At 70.3% G+C, this 15,368-nt stretch carries 19 protein-coding genes; 13 read left to right on the top strand and 6 right to left on the bottom strand.

Going from position 1 to position 15,368, the window contains the following annotated elements:
- Positions 1 to 27 precede the first annotated feature (27 nt).
- Genes IE212_RS22615 through IE212_RS22600 form a run of 4 tightly spaced genes read left to right on the top strand, consistent with a single transcriptional unit; the run spans position 28 to position 3,519 of the window.
- Positions 28 to 996: an ABC transporter substrate-binding protein gene (locus tag IE212_RS22615; protein WP_190199733.1), complete on the top strand. Its 969-nt coding sequence runs from the start codon at positions 28 to 30 to the stop codon at positions 994 to 996.
- A complete protein-coding gene (locus IE212_RS22610) occupies positions 993 to 1,853 on the top strand; it encodes an ABC transporter permease (RefSeq protein ID WP_190199732.1) in 861 nt (286 codons plus the stop codon). The genes IE212_RS22615 and IE212_RS22610 overlap by 4 nt, the downstream gene beginning before the upstream one ends.
- Positions 1,850 to 2,698 (top strand): ABC transporter permease, encoded by an 849-nt coding sequence (locus tag IE212_RS22605; RefSeq protein WP_190199731.1) that lies wholly within the window; start codon positions 1,850 to 1,852, stop codon positions 2,696 to 2,698. Before IE212_RS22610 ends, IE212_RS22605 begins: the two co-directional genes overlap by 4 nt.
- Positions 2,695 to 3,519, top strand: a complete 825-nt coding sequence (locus IE212_RS22600) for an ABC transporter ATP-binding protein (protein WP_229864518.1) — start codon at positions 2,695 to 2,697, stop codon at positions 3,517 to 3,519. Before IE212_RS22605 ends, IE212_RS22600 begins: the two co-directional genes overlap by 4 nt.
- Before the next feature lie 74 nt (positions 3,520 to 3,593).
- On the opposite strand, the gene pcaF is transcribed toward IE212_RS22600, so the two are convergent.
- The gene (gene pcaF / locus IE212_RS22595) at positions 3,594 to 4,808 is read right to left on the bottom strand and encodes a 3-oxoadipyl-CoA thiolase (RefSeq protein WP_190199730.1); all 1,215 of its coding nucleotides are present in this window, start codon (positions 4,806 to 4,808) and stop codon (positions 3,594 to 3,596) included.
- 94 nt (positions 4,809 to 4,902) lie between these two features.
- On the opposite strand from pcaF, the gene IE212_RS22590 reads away from it, so the two are divergent.
- The 4 genes from IE212_RS22590 (at position 4,903) to IE212_RS22575 (ending at position 8,339) form a co-directional block, all read left to right on the top strand.
- A complete protein-coding gene (locus IE212_RS22590) occupies positions 4,903 to 5,679 on the top strand; it encodes an SDR family NAD(P)-dependent oxidoreductase (RefSeq protein ID WP_190199729.1) in 777 nt (258 codons plus the stop codon).
- A 58-nt stretch (positions 5,680 to 5,737) separates the two neighbouring features.
- Positions 5,738 to 6,538 (top strand): enoyl-CoA hydratase, encoded by an 801-nt coding sequence (locus tag IE212_RS22585; protein ID WP_190199728.1) that lies wholly within the window; start codon positions 5,738 to 5,740, stop codon positions 6,536 to 6,538.
- Between the two features lie 10 nt (positions 6,539 to 6,548).
- Positions 6,549 to 7,391, top strand: a complete 843-nt coding sequence (locus tag IE212_RS22580; RefSeq protein ID WP_190199727.1) for an amidohydrolase family protein — start codon at positions 6,549 to 6,551, stop codon at positions 7,389 to 7,391.
- A gap of 75 nt (positions 7,392 to 7,466) precedes the next feature.
- Complete coding sequence (locus tag IE212_RS22575) at positions 7,467 to 8,339, top strand: TrmB family transcriptional regulator (protein ID WP_190199726.1); 873 nt, start codon at positions 7,467 to 7,469, stop codon at positions 8,337 to 8,339.
- Between the two features lie 6 nt (positions 8,340 to 8,345).
- Here IE212_RS22575 and IE212_RS22570 read toward each other — a convergent pair whose 3' ends face one another.
- From IE212_RS22570 to IE212_RS22560, 3 genes are all read right to left on the bottom strand, one after another.
- On the bottom strand, positions 8,346 to 8,561 hold the full coding sequence (locus IE212_RS22570) for a hypothetical protein (protein ID WP_190199725.1): 216 nt from the start codon (positions 8,559 to 8,561) through the stop codon (positions 8,346 to 8,348).
- Between the two features lie 430 nt (positions 8,562 to 8,991).
- A complete protein-coding gene (locus IE212_RS22565; RefSeq protein ID WP_190199724.1) occupies positions 8,992 to 10,170 on the bottom strand; it encodes an acyl-CoA dehydrogenase family protein in 1,179 nt (392 codons plus the stop codon).
- Between the two features lie 117 nt (positions 10,171 to 10,287).
- Positions 10,288 to 10,662 (bottom strand): four-helix bundle copper-binding protein, encoded by a 375-nt coding sequence (locus IE212_RS22560; protein WP_190199723.1) that lies wholly within the window; start codon positions 10,660 to 10,662, stop codon positions 10,288 to 10,290.
- A gap of 124 nt (positions 10,663 to 10,786) precedes the next feature.
- Between IE212_RS22560 and IE212_RS22555 the strand changes: the two genes are divergently transcribed.
- From IE212_RS22555 to IE212_RS22545, 3 genes are all read left to right on the top strand, one after another.
- Positions 10,787 to 11,200: a ChaB family protein gene (locus tag IE212_RS22555; RefSeq protein ID WP_190199722.1), complete on the top strand. Its 414-nt coding sequence runs from the start codon at positions 10,787 to 10,789 to the stop codon at positions 11,198 to 11,200.
- Positions 11,201 to 11,236: 36 nt separating this feature from the next.
- The gene (locus IE212_RS22550) at positions 11,237 to 11,596 is read left to right on the top strand and encodes a DUF6479 family protein (RefSeq protein WP_190199721.1); all 360 of its coding nucleotides are present in this window, start codon (positions 11,237 to 11,239) and stop codon (positions 11,594 to 11,596) included.
- A gap of 95 nt (positions 11,597 to 11,691) precedes the next feature.
- Positions 11,692 to 12,042 carry a DUF8129 domain-containing protein gene (locus IE212_RS22545; protein ID WP_190199720.1) on the top strand — a complete coding sequence of 117 codons (351 nt, stop codon included), beginning with the start codon at positions 11,692 to 11,694 and terminating at the stop codon, positions 12,040 to 12,042.
- A 15-nt stretch (positions 12,043 to 12,057) separates the two neighbouring features.
- Here the strand turns inward: IE212_RS22545 and IE212_RS22540 are convergent, their stop codons facing one another.
- Together IE212_RS22540 and IE212_RS22535 are read right to left on the bottom strand one after the other, a co-directional pair.
- The gene (locus tag IE212_RS22540) at positions 12,058 to 12,990 is read right to left on the bottom strand and encodes an IS5 family transposase (RefSeq protein WP_190199893.1); all 933 of its coding nucleotides are present in this window, start codon (positions 12,988 to 12,990) and stop codon (positions 12,058 to 12,060) included.
- A 30-nt stretch (positions 12,991 to 13,020) separates the two neighbouring features.
- Positions 13,021 to 13,722, bottom strand: a complete 702-nt coding sequence (locus IE212_RS22535; protein WP_190199719.1) for a hypothetical protein — start codon at positions 13,720 to 13,722, stop codon at positions 13,021 to 13,023.
- Positions 13,723 to 13,890: 168 nt separating this feature from the next.
- Here IE212_RS22535 and IE212_RS35440 point away from each other — a divergent pair, with 168 nt between their 5' ends.
- On the top strand, positions 13,891 to 14,013 hold the full coding sequence (locus tag IE212_RS35440) for a hypothetical protein (RefSeq protein WP_268250774.1): 123 nt from the start codon (positions 13,891 to 13,893) through the stop codon (positions 14,011 to 14,013).
- A gap of 276 nt (positions 14,014 to 14,289) precedes the next feature.
- On the top strand, positions 14,290 to 15,321 hold the full coding sequence (locus IE212_RS22530) for a helix-turn-helix domain-containing protein (RefSeq protein WP_229864531.1): 1,032 nt from the start codon (positions 14,290 to 14,292) through the stop codon (positions 15,319 to 15,321).
- Positions 15,322 to 15,368 lie beyond the last annotated feature (47 nt).

Genomic DNA, 15,368 nt, shown 5'->3' with positions numbered 1-15,368 from the left:
GGTGACTGCGATATCCAGGAGGTCCCGATGAAGCGACGCTTGGCCGCAACACTCATAACAGCCGTCCTCACTCTCAGCGCCTGCGGCTCCGGGGGCACGGCGGACTCCACCGCCAAGGCAGACGGCTCCGGAAAGGTCTCCGTGTCCGTCTCGGCGATCGCCGTGGCCGCGGCCGCCCCGATCGAGATCGCCGTCCGCGAGGGCTACTTCGCCGACGAGGGTCTGGACGCGAAGATCAGCTACGCCGAGCCGGCAGCCATGATCCCTTCGGTGGTCAGCGGCCAGGCGCAGTTCGCGATGCTCAACGCCCCGGCCGTACTGACGGCGCGCAGCAACAGCGTTCCGGCAGTGGCCGTCGCCGGGATCAGCGCCCCCGACCCGGACCCGGGCAAGTCGTACATCCAGTTGCTCGTCGGCAAGGACAGCAAGCTGCGGGATCCCGCCGACCTCGAGGGCAAGACGGTCGCCGTGGACACCCTCTACCAGCTGCCGGACCTGTCGCTGCGGCACGCACTGCGCACGGAGGGGGTGGATCCGTCGAAGGTGAAGTTCGTGGAGATCCCGTTCCCGCAGATGGCCGACGCGCTGAAGAAGGGCAAGGTCGACGCCGTCAACGCGGCCGAGCCCTTCGTCACCTCACAACTGGCCGCCGGAGCACGCTCGTTGCTGTCCTCCACCGAGGGACAGGACGGGACCTGGCCGCACACGGTGATGCTGACTTCGGAGAAGTATCTGGGCAAGAACAAGGACGTCGTCGATCGCTTCAACCGCGCCATCGCCAAGGCCGACGCCTACGCCCAGAAGAACCCGGACAAGGTCCGCGCCCTGGTCCCGCAGTTCACCCAGGTTCCCGAGCAGGCGGCCCAGAAGATGCTGCTGCCGGTGTTCACCGCGTCCTTCGAGGCGAAGGGCTGGCAGGCCTGGGCCGACGTACTCACCAAGGAGAAGCTGGCCAAGGGTGAGATCGCTGCGGACGAAGGTTTCTACACCCCGTGATCGGCCTCTCGTCGCTCGGTCCGAAGAGCGCTGACGCAGGGGCGACCGGGCAGACCCGTGCCCGGCGCCCGGCGGGAACGGGCGCCCGGTGGGCCGGTGCCGTGGCGCGCAGCGCGGTGGGGCTTGTCTCGCTGGTCGCCGCCTACGAGTTGCTGCGGCTCGTCGGTGTGCTGCCCTCCGCGAGCGCGCCCGGCGTGCCGTCCATCGGTTCGGCCCTGGCATCGGGGCTGGCCGACGGCACCCTGGCCGGCCCGCTGGGCGACACGGCGCAGGCGTGGGCGCTGGGACTGGCGCTCGCCACGGCGATCGGTCTCCCGCTGGGTGTGGTCACCGGGCTGTCCCGGTGGGCGGACTCCGTGACCGGAGTGGCCGTGGAGTTCCTGCGGCCGGTGCCCGCCGTGGCGCTGATTCCGGTGGGCATCGTGGTGTTCGGGCTGCAGATCGGGCTGCAGGTGTTCCTGGTGGCCTTCGCCACCGTGTGGCCGGTCCTGATCGGTTGCCGGCACGGGGTGCGCACGGTCGATCCGCTGCTGATCGACTCCGCGCGGGCCCTCGGCCAGTCGCGGGCGCGGGTGCTGTACCGGGTGATCGTGCCGGCTTCGGTTCCCGCCTTCGCCACGGGCCTGCGGACCGCCGCCGGTATCGGGGTGGTCGTGGCCGTGGCCGTCGAGATCGTCTCCGGCAGCCCGGGCCTGGGCTACCACCTCAACTCCGCCCAGCAGTCCGGGCGGGTGACCGACGCGTTCGCCGCCGTCCTGCTGGCCGGGCTGTTCGGCGTCGCGGTCGACCTGGCCGCGCGGGCGGCGGAGAACCGTCTCGCCGGGTGGCAGCGGCACACCACGGAGGGCAGGCGATGACCACCACGGAAATCAACCGGGTCACCGGGCCCGGAGCCGTCAGGGCGAAAGCGCGGGGCGGGTTCCGCGGAATGCGGCGCCGGGTGACGGCCCTTGCCCTGGGGTGGGGTTTCGTCGCCCTGCTGCTGGGGCTGTGGGAGATGGCAGGGCGGGCCGACACCACCGCGCTTCTGCCACCGTTCAGCGTCGTCGCCACCGAGCTGGTGGACCTGATCACCGGCGACGCCCTCATGACCGACATCATGCCCTCACTGGCACGGGCTCTGGCGGGCTTCGTCATCGGCTCGCTGGTGGGTGTCGTCCTGGGCGTGGCGCTCGGCTGGTGGCGCGGCCTGGAACCCTGGTGCCGGTCCGCACTGGAGTTCCTGCGCGCGGTGCCGGCCCCGGCCCTGCTGCCTCTGGCCATCCTGGCCTTCGGGGCGAGCGACACCACCCGGGTCGGCGTGATCGCGCTCGGTGCCGTGTGGCCGGTGCTGCTCAACACCACCGACGGGGTGCGCCGGGTGGAGGCCGGATATATCGACAGCGCCCGGGTCTACGCCCGGGGCGGCAGGGCCGAGTTGCTGCGCCGGGTGGTGCTGCCCGCCGCGACGCCGCAGATCATGGCGGGGCTGCGGGTGGGCCTGGCGCTCTCGCTGATCATGATGGTGATCAGCGAGATGATCGCCTCCTCCTCGGGTCTCGGGAACCTCATTCTGCGCGCCCAGCGCCTGTACGCACTCGACCAGATGTACGCCGGTGTGCTGTTGCTCGGAGTGCTGGGCTGGCTGCTGACCCTGCTGTTCTCCGCGGTCGAGCGACGGGCTCTGGCCTGGTTCTACGGATTGAAAGGGCAGGACCGATGACGGAGCAGACGAAGCAGGCGGTACCCATGAAGGAACGGACGGATCACACGCTGCTGGAGGTGACCGGTCTCGGCAAGCACTTCTCCCTCGGCACCGGTCCCACCACGCACGCGATCGGCGATGTCTCCCTCTCGGTCGCCGACGGGGAGTTCGTCGCCATCGTCGGGCCCTCGGGCTGCGGCAAGACGACCCTGTTGCGGTGTCTGTCGGGGCTGCTGCGTCCCGACCAGGGGCAGGTGCGTTACGCCGGGGAGCCCGTCAACCGGGTTCCCGGCGACCTCGCCATCGTCTTCCAGGAGTACAACCGCAGTCTGTTCCCATGGCTGACGGTGCGGCGCAACGTGGAGTTCGGGCTGACGGACCTGCCGCGCGCGGTACGCCGCGAACGGGCCCGCGAGGCCCTGGAGCGGGTGCGGCTGGAAGGGTTCGCGGACCACTTCCCCTGGCAGCTCTCCGGCGGCATGCAGCAGCGCGTCGCGATCGCGCGCGCCATCGCCCTGCACCCGCGCGTCCTGCTGATGGATGAACCCTTCGCCTCCGTCGACGCCCAGACACGCACGGCGCTGGAGGAGATGACCGCGTCGATCAGCGCGGCACTGGGCCTGACGACCCTGCTGATCACCCACGACATCGACGAGGCGATCTTCATGGCCGACCGGGTCGTGGTGCTGTCCGCACGGCCCAGCCGGGTCGTGGCCGAACTGCAGGTCGACATCTCGCGTCCCCGGGACGAACTCGCGGTCAAGGCCCTGCCGGAGTTCTCGGAACTGCGCAGGCGCATCCACGACTTGATCGGCGCTTCGCCCGCCGCGGAGGCATGAGTGCCCGTCCCCTGACAGCGGGCATTCACCGAGGGCCGGGCGACGCCACGTCACGTGGCGTCGCCCGGCCCTCATCAAACCCGTTCGAGGAGCACGCTCATGCCCTGTCCGACGCCGATGCACATCGTGCACAGCGCCCGCCGGGCCCCGCGCTCGGAGAGCTCCAGGGCCGCGGTGAGGACGAGCCGGGCCCCGCTCATGCCGAGCGGGTGGCCCAGGGCGATCGCGCCGCCGTTGGGGTTGACGTGCTCGGCGTCGTCGGGCAGTCCGAGTTCCCGCAGACAGGCCAGCGCCTGGGCGGCGAAGGCCTCGTTGAGTTCGATCACGTCCAGGTCCGCGACGGTCAGCCCGGTGCGCTCCAGGAGCGCGCGGGTCGCGGGGACGGGGCCGAGTCCCATGACGCGCGGCGCCACTCCGGCCACCGCGCCCCCGACCACCCGGGCGAGCGGAGTGAGGCCGTACCACCGTACGGCGTCACCGGAGGCGAGCAGGAGCGCGGCCGCCCCGTCGTTGACGCCCGAGGAGTTGCCGGCGGTGACGGTTCCGTTCCCGGTCACGAGGGGACGCAGTGCGGCGAGTGCGTCCGCGGACGTCGCCCGAGGGTGCTCGTCGCGGGCGATTTCGAACGGTTCGGCCCGCCGCCGTGGGACCTTGATGGTCACGATCTCGGTGTCGAACCGGCCCCTGTCCATCGCGGCCGCGGTCCGCTCCTGCGAACGCAGCGCGAAGGCGTCCTGGTCCTCGCGGGAGATGCCGCACCGGTCGGCCACGTTCTCGGCCGTCTGCGGCATCGAGTCGACGCCGTACAGCTCCGCCATCCGCGGGTTGACGAAGCGCCAGCCGATCGTCGAGTCGTGCACCTCCGGCGTGCGGGAGAACGCGGTGTCCGGCTTCGCCATGACGTACGGCGCCCGGCTCATGCTCTCCACTCCCCCGGCGATCACCAGCTCCGCCTCGCCGCACCGGATCGACTTCGCCGCGGTGGCGACCGCGTCGAGACCGGAGGCGCACAGGCGGTTGACCGTGGCGCCGGGGACGGATTCGGGCAGCCCGGCCAGCAGCGCCGCCATGCGGGCCACGTTGCGGTTGTCCTCACCGGCCTGGTTCACGCAACCGAAGGTCACGTCGTCGATCGCCTGGGCCGGAATCGCCGGCACTCGCTCCATCAGGTCGCCGATCACCTCGGCCGCGAGATCGTCCGGCCGCATGCCGGACAGGGCGCCGCCGTACCGCCCGATGGGAGAACGCACTCCGGTGACGACGAATGCTTCCCGAGCCGTGTCGCTCATATCGGCCTCCTTGGCACGTCAGCCTCCCTGGCTGCTTGCCCGGGAGAATACTACCTACTACGGTAGGTACTAGTCCTCGACCTGGAGGTTTGGAATGACAACAGCGGATTCCCCGGTACGCCGTACCGTCCTTGTCACCGGTGGCGGGCGCGGCATCGGCCGCTCCTCGGTCCTGGCCTTCGCCCGGGCCGGCTTCGATGTGGCGGTGAACTACAGCCGCAGCCAGGACGCGGCCCGGGCCGTCGCCGACGAGGCCGAGCAGGCCGGCGCCAAGACACTCCTGGTGAAGGCGGACGTGGCCGACGAGACGGCGGTGCGGGACATGGCCGATGCGGTGGAGGTGCACTTCGGCCGGCTGGACGTGCTGGTGAACAACGCCGGTACGACGACCGACACCCCGCCCTCCGACCTGGACGGCCTGTCCATGGAGGACTGGGACCGCATCTTCGCGGTCAACGTCCGGGGCACCTTCCAGGTGACCAGGGCCTGCGTACCGCTCCTGAGAAGGTCCGCACCGGCCGCCGTGGTGAACCTGGCGAGCGTGGTCGGCGTACGCCCCGGCCCGCAGCCGTTCCCATACGCGGCGAGCAAGGCGGCGATCGTCAATCTGACCCGGACGCTGGCCGGAGCCCTGGGCCCGGACATCCGGGTCAACGCCGTCGCCCCGGGCTGGATGGAGGGCGAGTGGATGGAGCAGGCCCTCGGCGACAACTACGAGGGGCTCATGGCCCGCCGGGCCAAGCGCACGCCGCTGAGGAAGTGCGTCACCGCCGACGACGTGGCCACCACGATCCTCAACCTGGCGACGAGCAACCCGTTCGTCAACGGCGAGACGGTCGTCATCGACGGCGGCTACACGGCCACGACCTGACCGTGCTCAAGGCGGCCCCGATCGGCCTCGATCGCGCCGCCCGCCAGGAAGGCACCCCATGAACAACGAACCCGAACCCCGGGCGGACCGGCCCCTCGTGCGCCGGGAGGATCGCGGCACGGTGGCCGTCCTGCACCTCGACGACCCGGACCGCAGGAACGTCCTGTCATCGCGCATGGTGCAGGACCTGGTCGACGCCGTCGACGCGTGCGAGCAGGACGACACCGTCAGCGCGATCGTGCTGACCGGCGCCGGCCCCGCGTTCTGCGCCGGAGCGGAACTGGACAACCTGCTGGCCGCCGCCAAGGGCGAGGAGCACCGGCTGCGCGAGGTGTACGCGGGTTTCCTGCGCGTGGCCTCCTGCCGACTGCCGACCATCGCCGCCGTCAACGGCCCCGCCGTGGGAGCCGGTCTCAACCTCGCCCTGGCCTGCGACGTACGACTGGCCTCCGAAGAAGCCCTGTTCGACTGCAGGTTCGCCCGGCTCGGCCTGCACCCGGGCGGCGGCCACACCTGGATGCTCACCCGTGCCGTCGGCCACCAGGTCGCCACCGCCATGCTCCTGTTCGCCCAGCCCCTGACCGGGCAGGCGGCAGCCGACACCGGACTGGCCCTGCGCTGCCTGCCGGGACCCGAACTCCTCGACGCGGCGGTCACGCTCGGCGGGCGGGCGGCCGGCACCGATCCGACCCTGCTGCGGACGATCAAGCAGACCCTGCGCGAAAGCGGCGCGGAACCGGACTTCCCACGGATGGTCGACACCGAGTTCGACCGCCAGGTGCACTCCCTGCACCAGCCCGCATTCACCGAAGCGTTGGAACGGGCCCGTGCGCGTCGCCGCACGGACCCCCGCCCCTGAAGGAGGCATTGTGCGCCGTATCGATCTCCACGCCTATCCCGGCACCCAGCCCTGGATCGACTCGCAGGGCGTCTTCGTCGAAGCACTCGGAAAGTACTGGGGCCGCGCCTGGTCGGCCGAGTCCGAGGAAAAGGTCATCGACAAGTTCACCGAGGCCGGCGTCGAGGTGGTGCTGGTCGCCTTCGACATCGAGTCCGTCATCGGGGCGCCGCCCTGCACCAACGACTACGTCACCGAGCTGCGCGCGAAGTACCCGGAGCGCGTCATCCACACCTGGGGCGCGGTCGACCCGTTCAAGGGAGACGCGGCGATCGCCGAGGCGAAGCGCGCGGTGACCGAACTCGGCGTCCTCGGCTTCCACTTCCACCCGATCATGGGCCGCTACCGGGTCGACGACCGCGAACTGTACCCACTGTTCGAGACCATCTCCGGCCTGGGCGTGCCGGTGATGATCGACGTCGGCACCACCGGCATGGGCGCCGGCATGCCGGGCGGTCTCGGCTCCCGCATCGAGCACGCCCACCCCCTCGCGGTGGACCACCTCGCCGCCGACTTCCCCGACATGACCATCATCGCCTCCCACCCCGGCTGGCCCTGGATCGACGAGATGACAGCCGTCGCCCTGCACAAGGGCAACGTCTTCTGGGAACTGTCCGGCTGGGCACCCAAGTACTTCCCGGAGCAGCTCAAGAAGGATGTCCGCGGCCGGCTCCGCCACAAGATCATGTTCGGTAGTGACCACCCCAGCCTCCCCTACGAGCGGATCTTCCGGGAGTGGGAGGAGATCGGCTACGCGGACGACGTCCTCGCCGACGTCTTCCACGGCAACGCCGAGCGGATCCTGGGACTCTGATCAGCTGACCGGCCGCCGGCACGCGCGATAGTGTCATCACTACCGCAGTGGTGACTCCAGGAGGTGTCTGGAAAGGTGTCCGGGGATGCCACGGCCAAGGCCGTCGAGCAGCTGACCGAACTGGGATTTTCGCAGTACGAGGCCAGGGCCTACGTCGGTCTGCTCGGCTCCGAGCCGATGACCGGGTACGCCCTGGCCAACCGTACCGGCATCCCGCAGCCCAAGGTCTACGAGACCCTGCGCAGACTGGAGGAGAAGGACGCGGTGGTCCGCGTGGGCGACAATCCGGCGCGCTTTCTCGCCGTGCCCTCGGACCAGCTCCTCGCCCAGGTCGACGCCGGGTTCCGTGCGCGTGTCGCCGAGTCCCGGAGGAGCCTCGCCGAGGTCAGCCAGGGGCAGGCGAACCAGCGCGCCCATGTGCTGCCGTCGCTGTCCGACTGGGAATCCGTCGCGGCCACGGCGTCCGGCATCCTCCGCCGCGCCACACAGCATGTCTACCTCTCCGCCCATGCCGACCAGCTCACCCCGCTGGAGGCCGACATCAGCGACGCCCAGGACCGCGGGGTCCGCTTCGACATCCTGTGCTTCGGCCCGAGCCCGGTGACCGTGCACAACGGCCGCACCGTGCAGCACACCAGCACTGAAGGCGTTCTCTACCGCCACCACCAGGCCAGGCACCTCGCCGTCGTCGCCGACAACCACGACACCCTCTGGGCCCTCGCACCGGACGGCCACGACTGGGCCGCCGCCGTCATCAACGACCCGCTGTTCACCGCCGTCGTCAAGGGCTACATCCGCCACGACCTCTACGTCCAGCAGATCTACGCCGACTTCCCCGACGAACTGCGCACGCGTTACGGCCCCGGCCTCCAGCACCTGGTACAGCCCTCGAACGCCGGGGAGCCACCACTCCACGGTCGCTCCGAGACCCGCCCCCGCACGGCCTGACCAGACTCAGGCCGCGGTCAGGATGTCATCGGTAAGGTGTCGCGTGCGTGGGACCAAGATGCCGGTGACGTGGTGGGCGACGAAGTCGTGCAGGTCGGCGGCGATCGCCAGGCGCTGCTCGCGGCGGTTCCCGTTGACGGCGACGGTGCGGCGGTAGTCGAGGGAGCACAGGTAGGCCGCAAGGCCGGCCACCAGACCGATGAAGACCAGGCCGCCGACCATGGAGCCGAGGGTGCCGTCGTCCTTGAGAGCGAGTGCGAGTAGCGGACCGGCGTGAACAGCAGGGCGACGCCGTTCAGCGTGCCGCACACTACGGCCCACAGCGGCCGACAGTGCCATACGGCGATGAAGAGCAGGACAGCAGGATCGCGATCTCGCCCGGGCCGACGACGTCGGCCACCGCCGCTTGACACAGATGGGCGGCGAGGCCCACGGGATCGCGCTGGCGCCGTTCAACATCCCGGACGCCGGCGACCTCAGTATCGGCCGCCGCCTCAGCCCCCGTACGGCATAGTTGCGCTGGCCCTGGGGAATTAGCAGGTCAGCGGACCCAGGACGCAATAGACCAAGCCCATCGCGCGCCAGGCCAAGCGCTCCGCTCAGTGCCAACTATCCCGCTTTTGTGCCAACTGATAAGCCTCGTCACAGCCCGTCAGCGCCGCACCCGCGGCATCCCCAGCCCGATCCAGGAGATGATCTCCCGCTGGATCTCGTTGTTGCCGCCGCCGAAGGTGAAGATGACCGCCGAACGGTAGCCGCGTTCCAGTTCGCCGTGCAGGACCGCGCCCGCCGAGCCCTCCTTCAGAGTGCCCGGGGCGGCGACGATCTCCATCAGCCAGGCGTAGGCGTCGCGCCGGGCCTCGGAGCCGTACACCTTGACGGCGGAGGCGTCCTGCGGGGTGAGGGTGCCGTCCTGGACGGCTCCGACCATCCGCCAGTTGAGCAGTTTGAGCGCGTCCAGCCGGGCGTGCGTGCGGGCCAGGAGGCGGCGCACCCAGGGCAGGTCGGCGACGCGGCGGCCGTCGGCGAGCTTGCTCTGCGTCGCCCAGCGCTGCACGTCGTGCAGGGCGCGGATGGCCATGGTGCCGTGGGCGGCCAGGGTCACGCGTTCGTGGTTGAGCTGGTTGGTGATCAGCCGCCAGCCCTGGTTCTCGGCGCCGACCCGACGGGAGACGGGGACGCGGACGTTCTCGTAGTAGCTGGCCGTGGTGTCGTGCGAGGCGAGGGTGTTGATCAGGGTGCAGGAGTAGCCGGGGTCGGATGTCGGCACCAGGAGCATGGTGATGCCCTTGTGCGGCGGTGCGTCGGGATCCGTCCGGACCGCCAGCCAGACCCAGTCCGCCGTGTCACCGTTGGTCGTCCAGATCTTCTGGCCGTTGACGACGTAGTGGTCACCGTCCCTGACCGCGCGGGTCCGCAGGGACGCGAGGTCGGTTCCCGCGCCGGGCTCGCTGTAGCCGATGGCGAAGTCGATCTCGCCGGTGAGGATCCCCGGCAGGAAGTACGCCTTCTGCTCGTCGGTGCCGTACTGCATGATCGTCGGGCCGACGGTGTTCAGCGCCATGAGCGGCAGCGGGACACCGGCCTGCGCGGCCTCGTCGAAGAAGATGAACTGCTCCATGGCCGTCAGGCCACGTCCGCCGTACTCCTTCGGCCAGCCCACGCCGAGCCAGCCGTCCGCGCCGAGCCGCCGGATGGTGTCGCGGTAGAACCGCTTCCGCTCCGACGGGTCGCTGTGCCGGGCGTACGCGTTGTCCGGGACCAGGTCGGCGAAGTACGCACGCAGTTCGGTGCGCAGCCGCTGCTGCTCGGGCGTGTAGTCGAGGTGCACGGCGCCTCCAGGCTCCCAAGGCCGGTCCTGTCGGCGCACACCGTAGAACGTGTTGCAGAAATTGGGAATGGCGGGGCGCGAACGGGCCGGACCCCGCCCTCACCCGGTGTCATGTGTTCAGTTCAGCGTGGCGAGGAAGTCCGTGCACGCCCGCGCGCACGCACGGCACATCGCCGCCGAGTCCTCCGCCCCCGGCTGCCGGTCGAAGACGTGCGCCGCCTCCAGGCACACGGTCCGGCACCACTCCACCTGCACACGGATGCTGCCCTCGTCCACCTGGTTCTGCTCGGACAGCACACGGCAGGTCGCGTCGCACACCTCCGCGCACATGATGCCCTTGCGTCGTACGAGTTCCTGGTTCTCGGTGCCGTCGGGATCCACGAGGCTCGCGCGCAGCGCGCACGCCCGTGCGCACTCGGTGCAGGCCTGAGCGCAAGCGAAGCGGTCCTCGAGGAACCGGAACAGCTCCTGCTGGGATGTCGTCGAAGTCACACCGCGCGGGTAGCCCCGCCGATGCCGGTCAAACCCGGTGCTCCCAAGGGTTCCGTCCGGTTTTCCGGACCGCACGCCGGGCACCCGGGCGATCCCGGAACGACCACGTACGGAGGTGAGTCACATGCCCGGGCGACAGGAGCTTCCGTCGACCCTGGAGCGGTCCTCCGAGGAGGCGCAGCGCACCTGGATCAAGGCGCACGACTCGGCCGTGGAGCAGTACGGCGAGGGCGAGCGCGCGCACCGCACGGCCTTCGGCGCGCTGAAGCACACGCACGAGAAGGTCGGCGACCACTGGGAGCGCAAGGAGGGCGGCCGCAAGGCCCCCTCGGACCCACGGTCGGCCCGGCCCCGGCAGCAGGGCGGCCGCAGCGGCGAGGGCGTCGACGAGCAGGCCTCGAAGCACCACCTCTACGACGTCGCGAAGCGGCTGGGCGTCGAGGGGCGCTCGCGGATGTCGAAGTCCGAGCTGCTGGACGCCGTCCGCAAGGAGAACCGGTCGAAGACCCGGTCGGCACGGGCCTCGGGGTCGAGGTAGCCGGTTCATGGCGCGGACCCGGGGTACCCGCGGGCCATGAATACCGCATGGATGGAGATGGCCGCGGGCGGGGACGCCCCCGGCTTCGGGTTCGTCGTGACGGGTCTGGCGGTCGTGGCCCTGCTGCTGGGTGCCTTCATCCTGGGGATCCGGCTCAAGCGCAGGCGCCCGCCGCGTCCCGAGGAGCAGCCCAGGCTGCCCGAAGGGGGCCCGGTCCGGGAGACCAGGGAGCAGAGGGAGCCCGACGAGGTGCCGCAGGGCCGCGGGCGTCTGACGCCGCACGAGCTGAAGACGCACGGCAACCAGGCCGACCGGACGAGCGCGAACCAGGAGCGTCCCCGCTGGAACGAGGGCAGCAGTGGCTCCTTCGGCAGCGGCGGCCCGGGCGGCGGCTGATCTCCGCTCCTCGCGGCACCCCGCTCCGTACCCCACGTCGCACGTAATTCGTCGTACACGTCGTACAACACGTCGTACACAGGGAAGTGAGAATCATGGCCGATCCCGCCCGCCAGACCCTGCCGCTGCCGGACTACGACCATCTGCCGATCGGCGGCCTGGAGAGCCGTGTGCGGTCGCTGTCGGCGGATGAGGTCGAGGAGTTGCTGGCGTACGAACGGTCACACGCCGACCGGCTGCCGGTCACCGAGCTGCTGGGGTCGCGGCTGGAGCAGTTGCGCGCAGGGGCGGAGCCTTCCTCGGGTGATCCCGGCGCACTGCGTCCCGAGACGGGCGAGGGGCACGGCGGCTCTCCGGTGTCGCCCGCGACGTCCCCGCAGCCGTTCAGCCCGCCGCCGCACGGCACGCCCGACCAGCGGGGCAAGCCGAAGGGTGACCGCGCCTAGGACTTGTCCGGGCGATCATGTGCGGAGCCAGATGACCAGGGCTGCTGCGGTGGCGGTGCCGAGGTAGACGTAGCCGCGTTTGTCGTAGCGAGTGGCCACGGCCCGGGGCTGTTTGAGCTTGTTGATCGCTCGTTCGACGGTGTTGCGTTTCTTGTACCGCTCGTCGTCGAAGCTGGGTGGCCGTCCGCCGCGTGAGCCCTTGCGCAGGCGGGCGGCCTGACTGTCGGTCTTCTCCGGAATGGTGTGCCGGATGCCCCGACGCCGCAGGTATTCGCGGCATGGCCCGTTGCTGTAGGCCTTATCGGCTGCGAGGCTGTCGGGTTTCGTGCGCGGCCTGCCCGGACCGGACCGCGGGACGCGAATCTTGGCCAGCACCGCCTGGAACTGTGTGCAGTCCGCCCACTGCCCGCCGGTGATGACGAGGGACAGCGGGCGGCAGCGGCCGTCAGCACTCAGGTGGAGCTTGCTGGTGAACCCACCCCGCGAGCGGCCCAGGCCCCCACCTCCTGCACCACCTCCACCAGGCGGGCGAGCAGGCTCTGCCATGGCGTTTCGCCCTGGTGTTCTGCTGGTTCGGCCCCCCTTTGAGGCAGGGGCCGGCGGCGGGTCGGTCCGGGCGCCGGCCGCATGCTGGTGAGCCCGCACGATGGTGGAGTCCACCGCGATGTCCCAGTCGATCTCGCCCGCGGTGTCAGCGACGGCCTGGATCTGCTGCAGCAGACGCTCCCAGGTGCCGTCGGCCGACCACAGCCGATGGCGTTCATAGACCGTCTTCCACGGCCCGAACCGCTCTGGCAGATCCCGCCACTGCACACCGGTCCGCACCCGGTGCAGGATCCCGTCGACCACCTGCCGGTGATCCCGCCATCTGCCACAACGTCCATTGCTCACCGGCAAAAACGGTCGCAGCCGTTCCCACTCGGCATCCGTCAGATCGCCCCGCCCCATGCCCATAACAACGAGGCAGACACGGGGCAGTCACATGATCGGCCGGACAAGTCCTAGGGCCGCATCCGGGCGGGTGGGGCTGAAGGGATGCCACAGCCGCCAGGAGGCAGGCAGCCGCCGGGCCGCCTCCCACAAGGCGCGTGTCTTGCCCGTGGACGAACCCCCGACCAGGACCGCGATCCCGCTGAGCCCTTCCTCCGCAGCGGTGACCACCGCCTCCAGACGCGTGTCGTGCTCGCGCCGGACGTAGGCGGGCAGGGCCCCGAACCGGTCGCGGGCGTCACCGGTGTCAAGAGCCGGGTGGACCTCCAGATCGGCCAGGACGAGCTTGTCGTCAAACTCGTCGAGCGGCCGCCCCACGCCCTGGGCCATCCGGGCCGCCACCCACAGACCGCGCACCCGCCCGGCCAGATCCTGCGCATCCCACGCGGCCCGGCGGGCCAGCACCACGGCAACGGTAACCACATCGGCCTGGCTGGGCGGCAGAGGCGGGGCGCTGATGACGCGGCGCACGGTATCCCGGCTCGGCGCCCCCGGAACCTCGCGGTCTTCGGTATCGGCGCTGTCGATGTCCTCGGCGATCTCATCCAGGCTGGGGGCGCCCGCCGCCAGGTACACCTCGTACAGCAGGTCCTTCAGCTCTCGCAGCGCACGCGGCCATCCCACCCGCGCCCGCCCCAGCACCCGCGGCCGCTTCTGCCCTGCCGGACTGCCCTTCTCGTCGCCATTCATCGCACCACCTTCCTCCGACCCCGGAGTCCCGGCGTGGCCCTGAACAGCACCATTGTCTGCATCAGTGGATGGTTCGTCGCAACTGGGAGTCGATCTCTGCGGGGGCCTCAGCGTGGACAGCGAGCCGGCCGGCTGCCCACCCGCCCACCGTCATCCCTTGGAGACCCCATGCCCCGCACACGCCTGACACGCCGCGAGCGCCTGGCCGTGGCCTGTGCCGTTCTGCAGGGTGCCGTCTCCGGCACCGTCCGGACCGTCATCCCCTGGCTCTTGGACCAGCTCACCCAGTAGCCCGCACCCGGACTCTGCTGCTCAATTCCGAGGCGGCTCCGGTGAGGGAACCGCGACCTGCGACAACGCGGCGGTGGTTGCGGCCTCCCCAGTCGGTCTCTGCTGCTCAGCCGAATTGAGCAGCAGAGTCCCGGGGCGGTTCAAAGCGTCCTTGGCACGCACCACGGTGGTCGACTGATCACCGTGGCTTGTGGCGCCCGCTGTTCGCCGAACATCGCCGGGCTGCCGCTGAGAAAGGTGGACCAGAAGTCTCTTAGTATAGCGTGAGTGACATCGATGACATCCGGCCTCACGTTCGAACTCACTGCGGCGCAGCGCGCCCAACTGATCCGACAGGCCAACGGGGCATTGACGCCACAGGCGCAAGTGGTGCGCTGCCATATCGTGTTGGCCTTGGCGGACGGGATGGCGCGGGCCGAGGTCGCTCGCAGGTACGAAGTCTCCGTTCAGACGGTGGACAAGTGGGCCAGGCGGTATGTGGCGGAGGGGCCGGCGGGCCTGCGGGACCGCCCCAGACCGGGGGCGCCACGCCGGATCGAGGACGCGACGATCGCCGAGGTGCTCCGCATAACCCGTCACGAGCCGCCACCGGTGGGCAGGAACTGGTCCAAACGGACGCTTGCTCAGCGGGTCGGGGTCTCGGCCTCCACTGTGGCACGGATCTGGCGCGCCCATGGAATCACGCCGGGTGCAGGAGCCCGGTCGGCTGCACCTACGGCTAATGACGCCACAGGCAGCGGCCCGCCACCCATCACGGTGAGGGCGATCTATGTGAACGAGACACTCTGCGTCCTCGCGTTCTGGAGCTCCATGAACCCGATGGCCCCGTTCAGCTTTGCCCCCATCCTTTCGGAGAACCGTCCGGTGAAACCGTCTGCCGACCCGGACAGCGGAGCCGGACGTCTTTCGACCGCCCTCGACGCCCTCGCCGCCGTGGCCGGTCGAAAGCCGTCGTCCGGTGGCCGCTCGACTCCCGGATTCCCGGCGTTTCTGCACCGACTGTCGACGACGAGGCCGACGAACACCGATCTGCACCTGATCTGCTACGCGGGCAACCCTGCCACCTTGCTGGCGCTGCATCGTTGGCACTTCGAACAGCCCCGACTGCACGTGCACCTGACGCCGACCCATGAAGTCTGGTTACAGGTGCTGCAGGACACGTGCGCCTTGGTGGACCTGCACGGTCCCCGACCAGCGGCGCCGCAGGCCATGGCCTCCATCGACATGGCGCTGCGGGCATGGCGGCGCAGGCAGGGCAAGGGCCCGTTCGTCTGGGGCCCGGCCGAGTGGCCCAATCCAACAGCTTGAGACCTCAAGGACTTCCGGTCCGGTCGGCACGGCCAGTCCAGTGAACC

The sequence above is a fragment of the Streptomyces djakartensis genome, from assembly GCF_014651075.1.
Lineage (GTDB): Bacteria > Actinomycetota > Actinomycetes > Streptomycetales > Streptomycetaceae > Streptomyces > Streptomyces djakartensis.
This window is presented reverse-complemented; position numbering and strand designations above follow the sequence as displayed.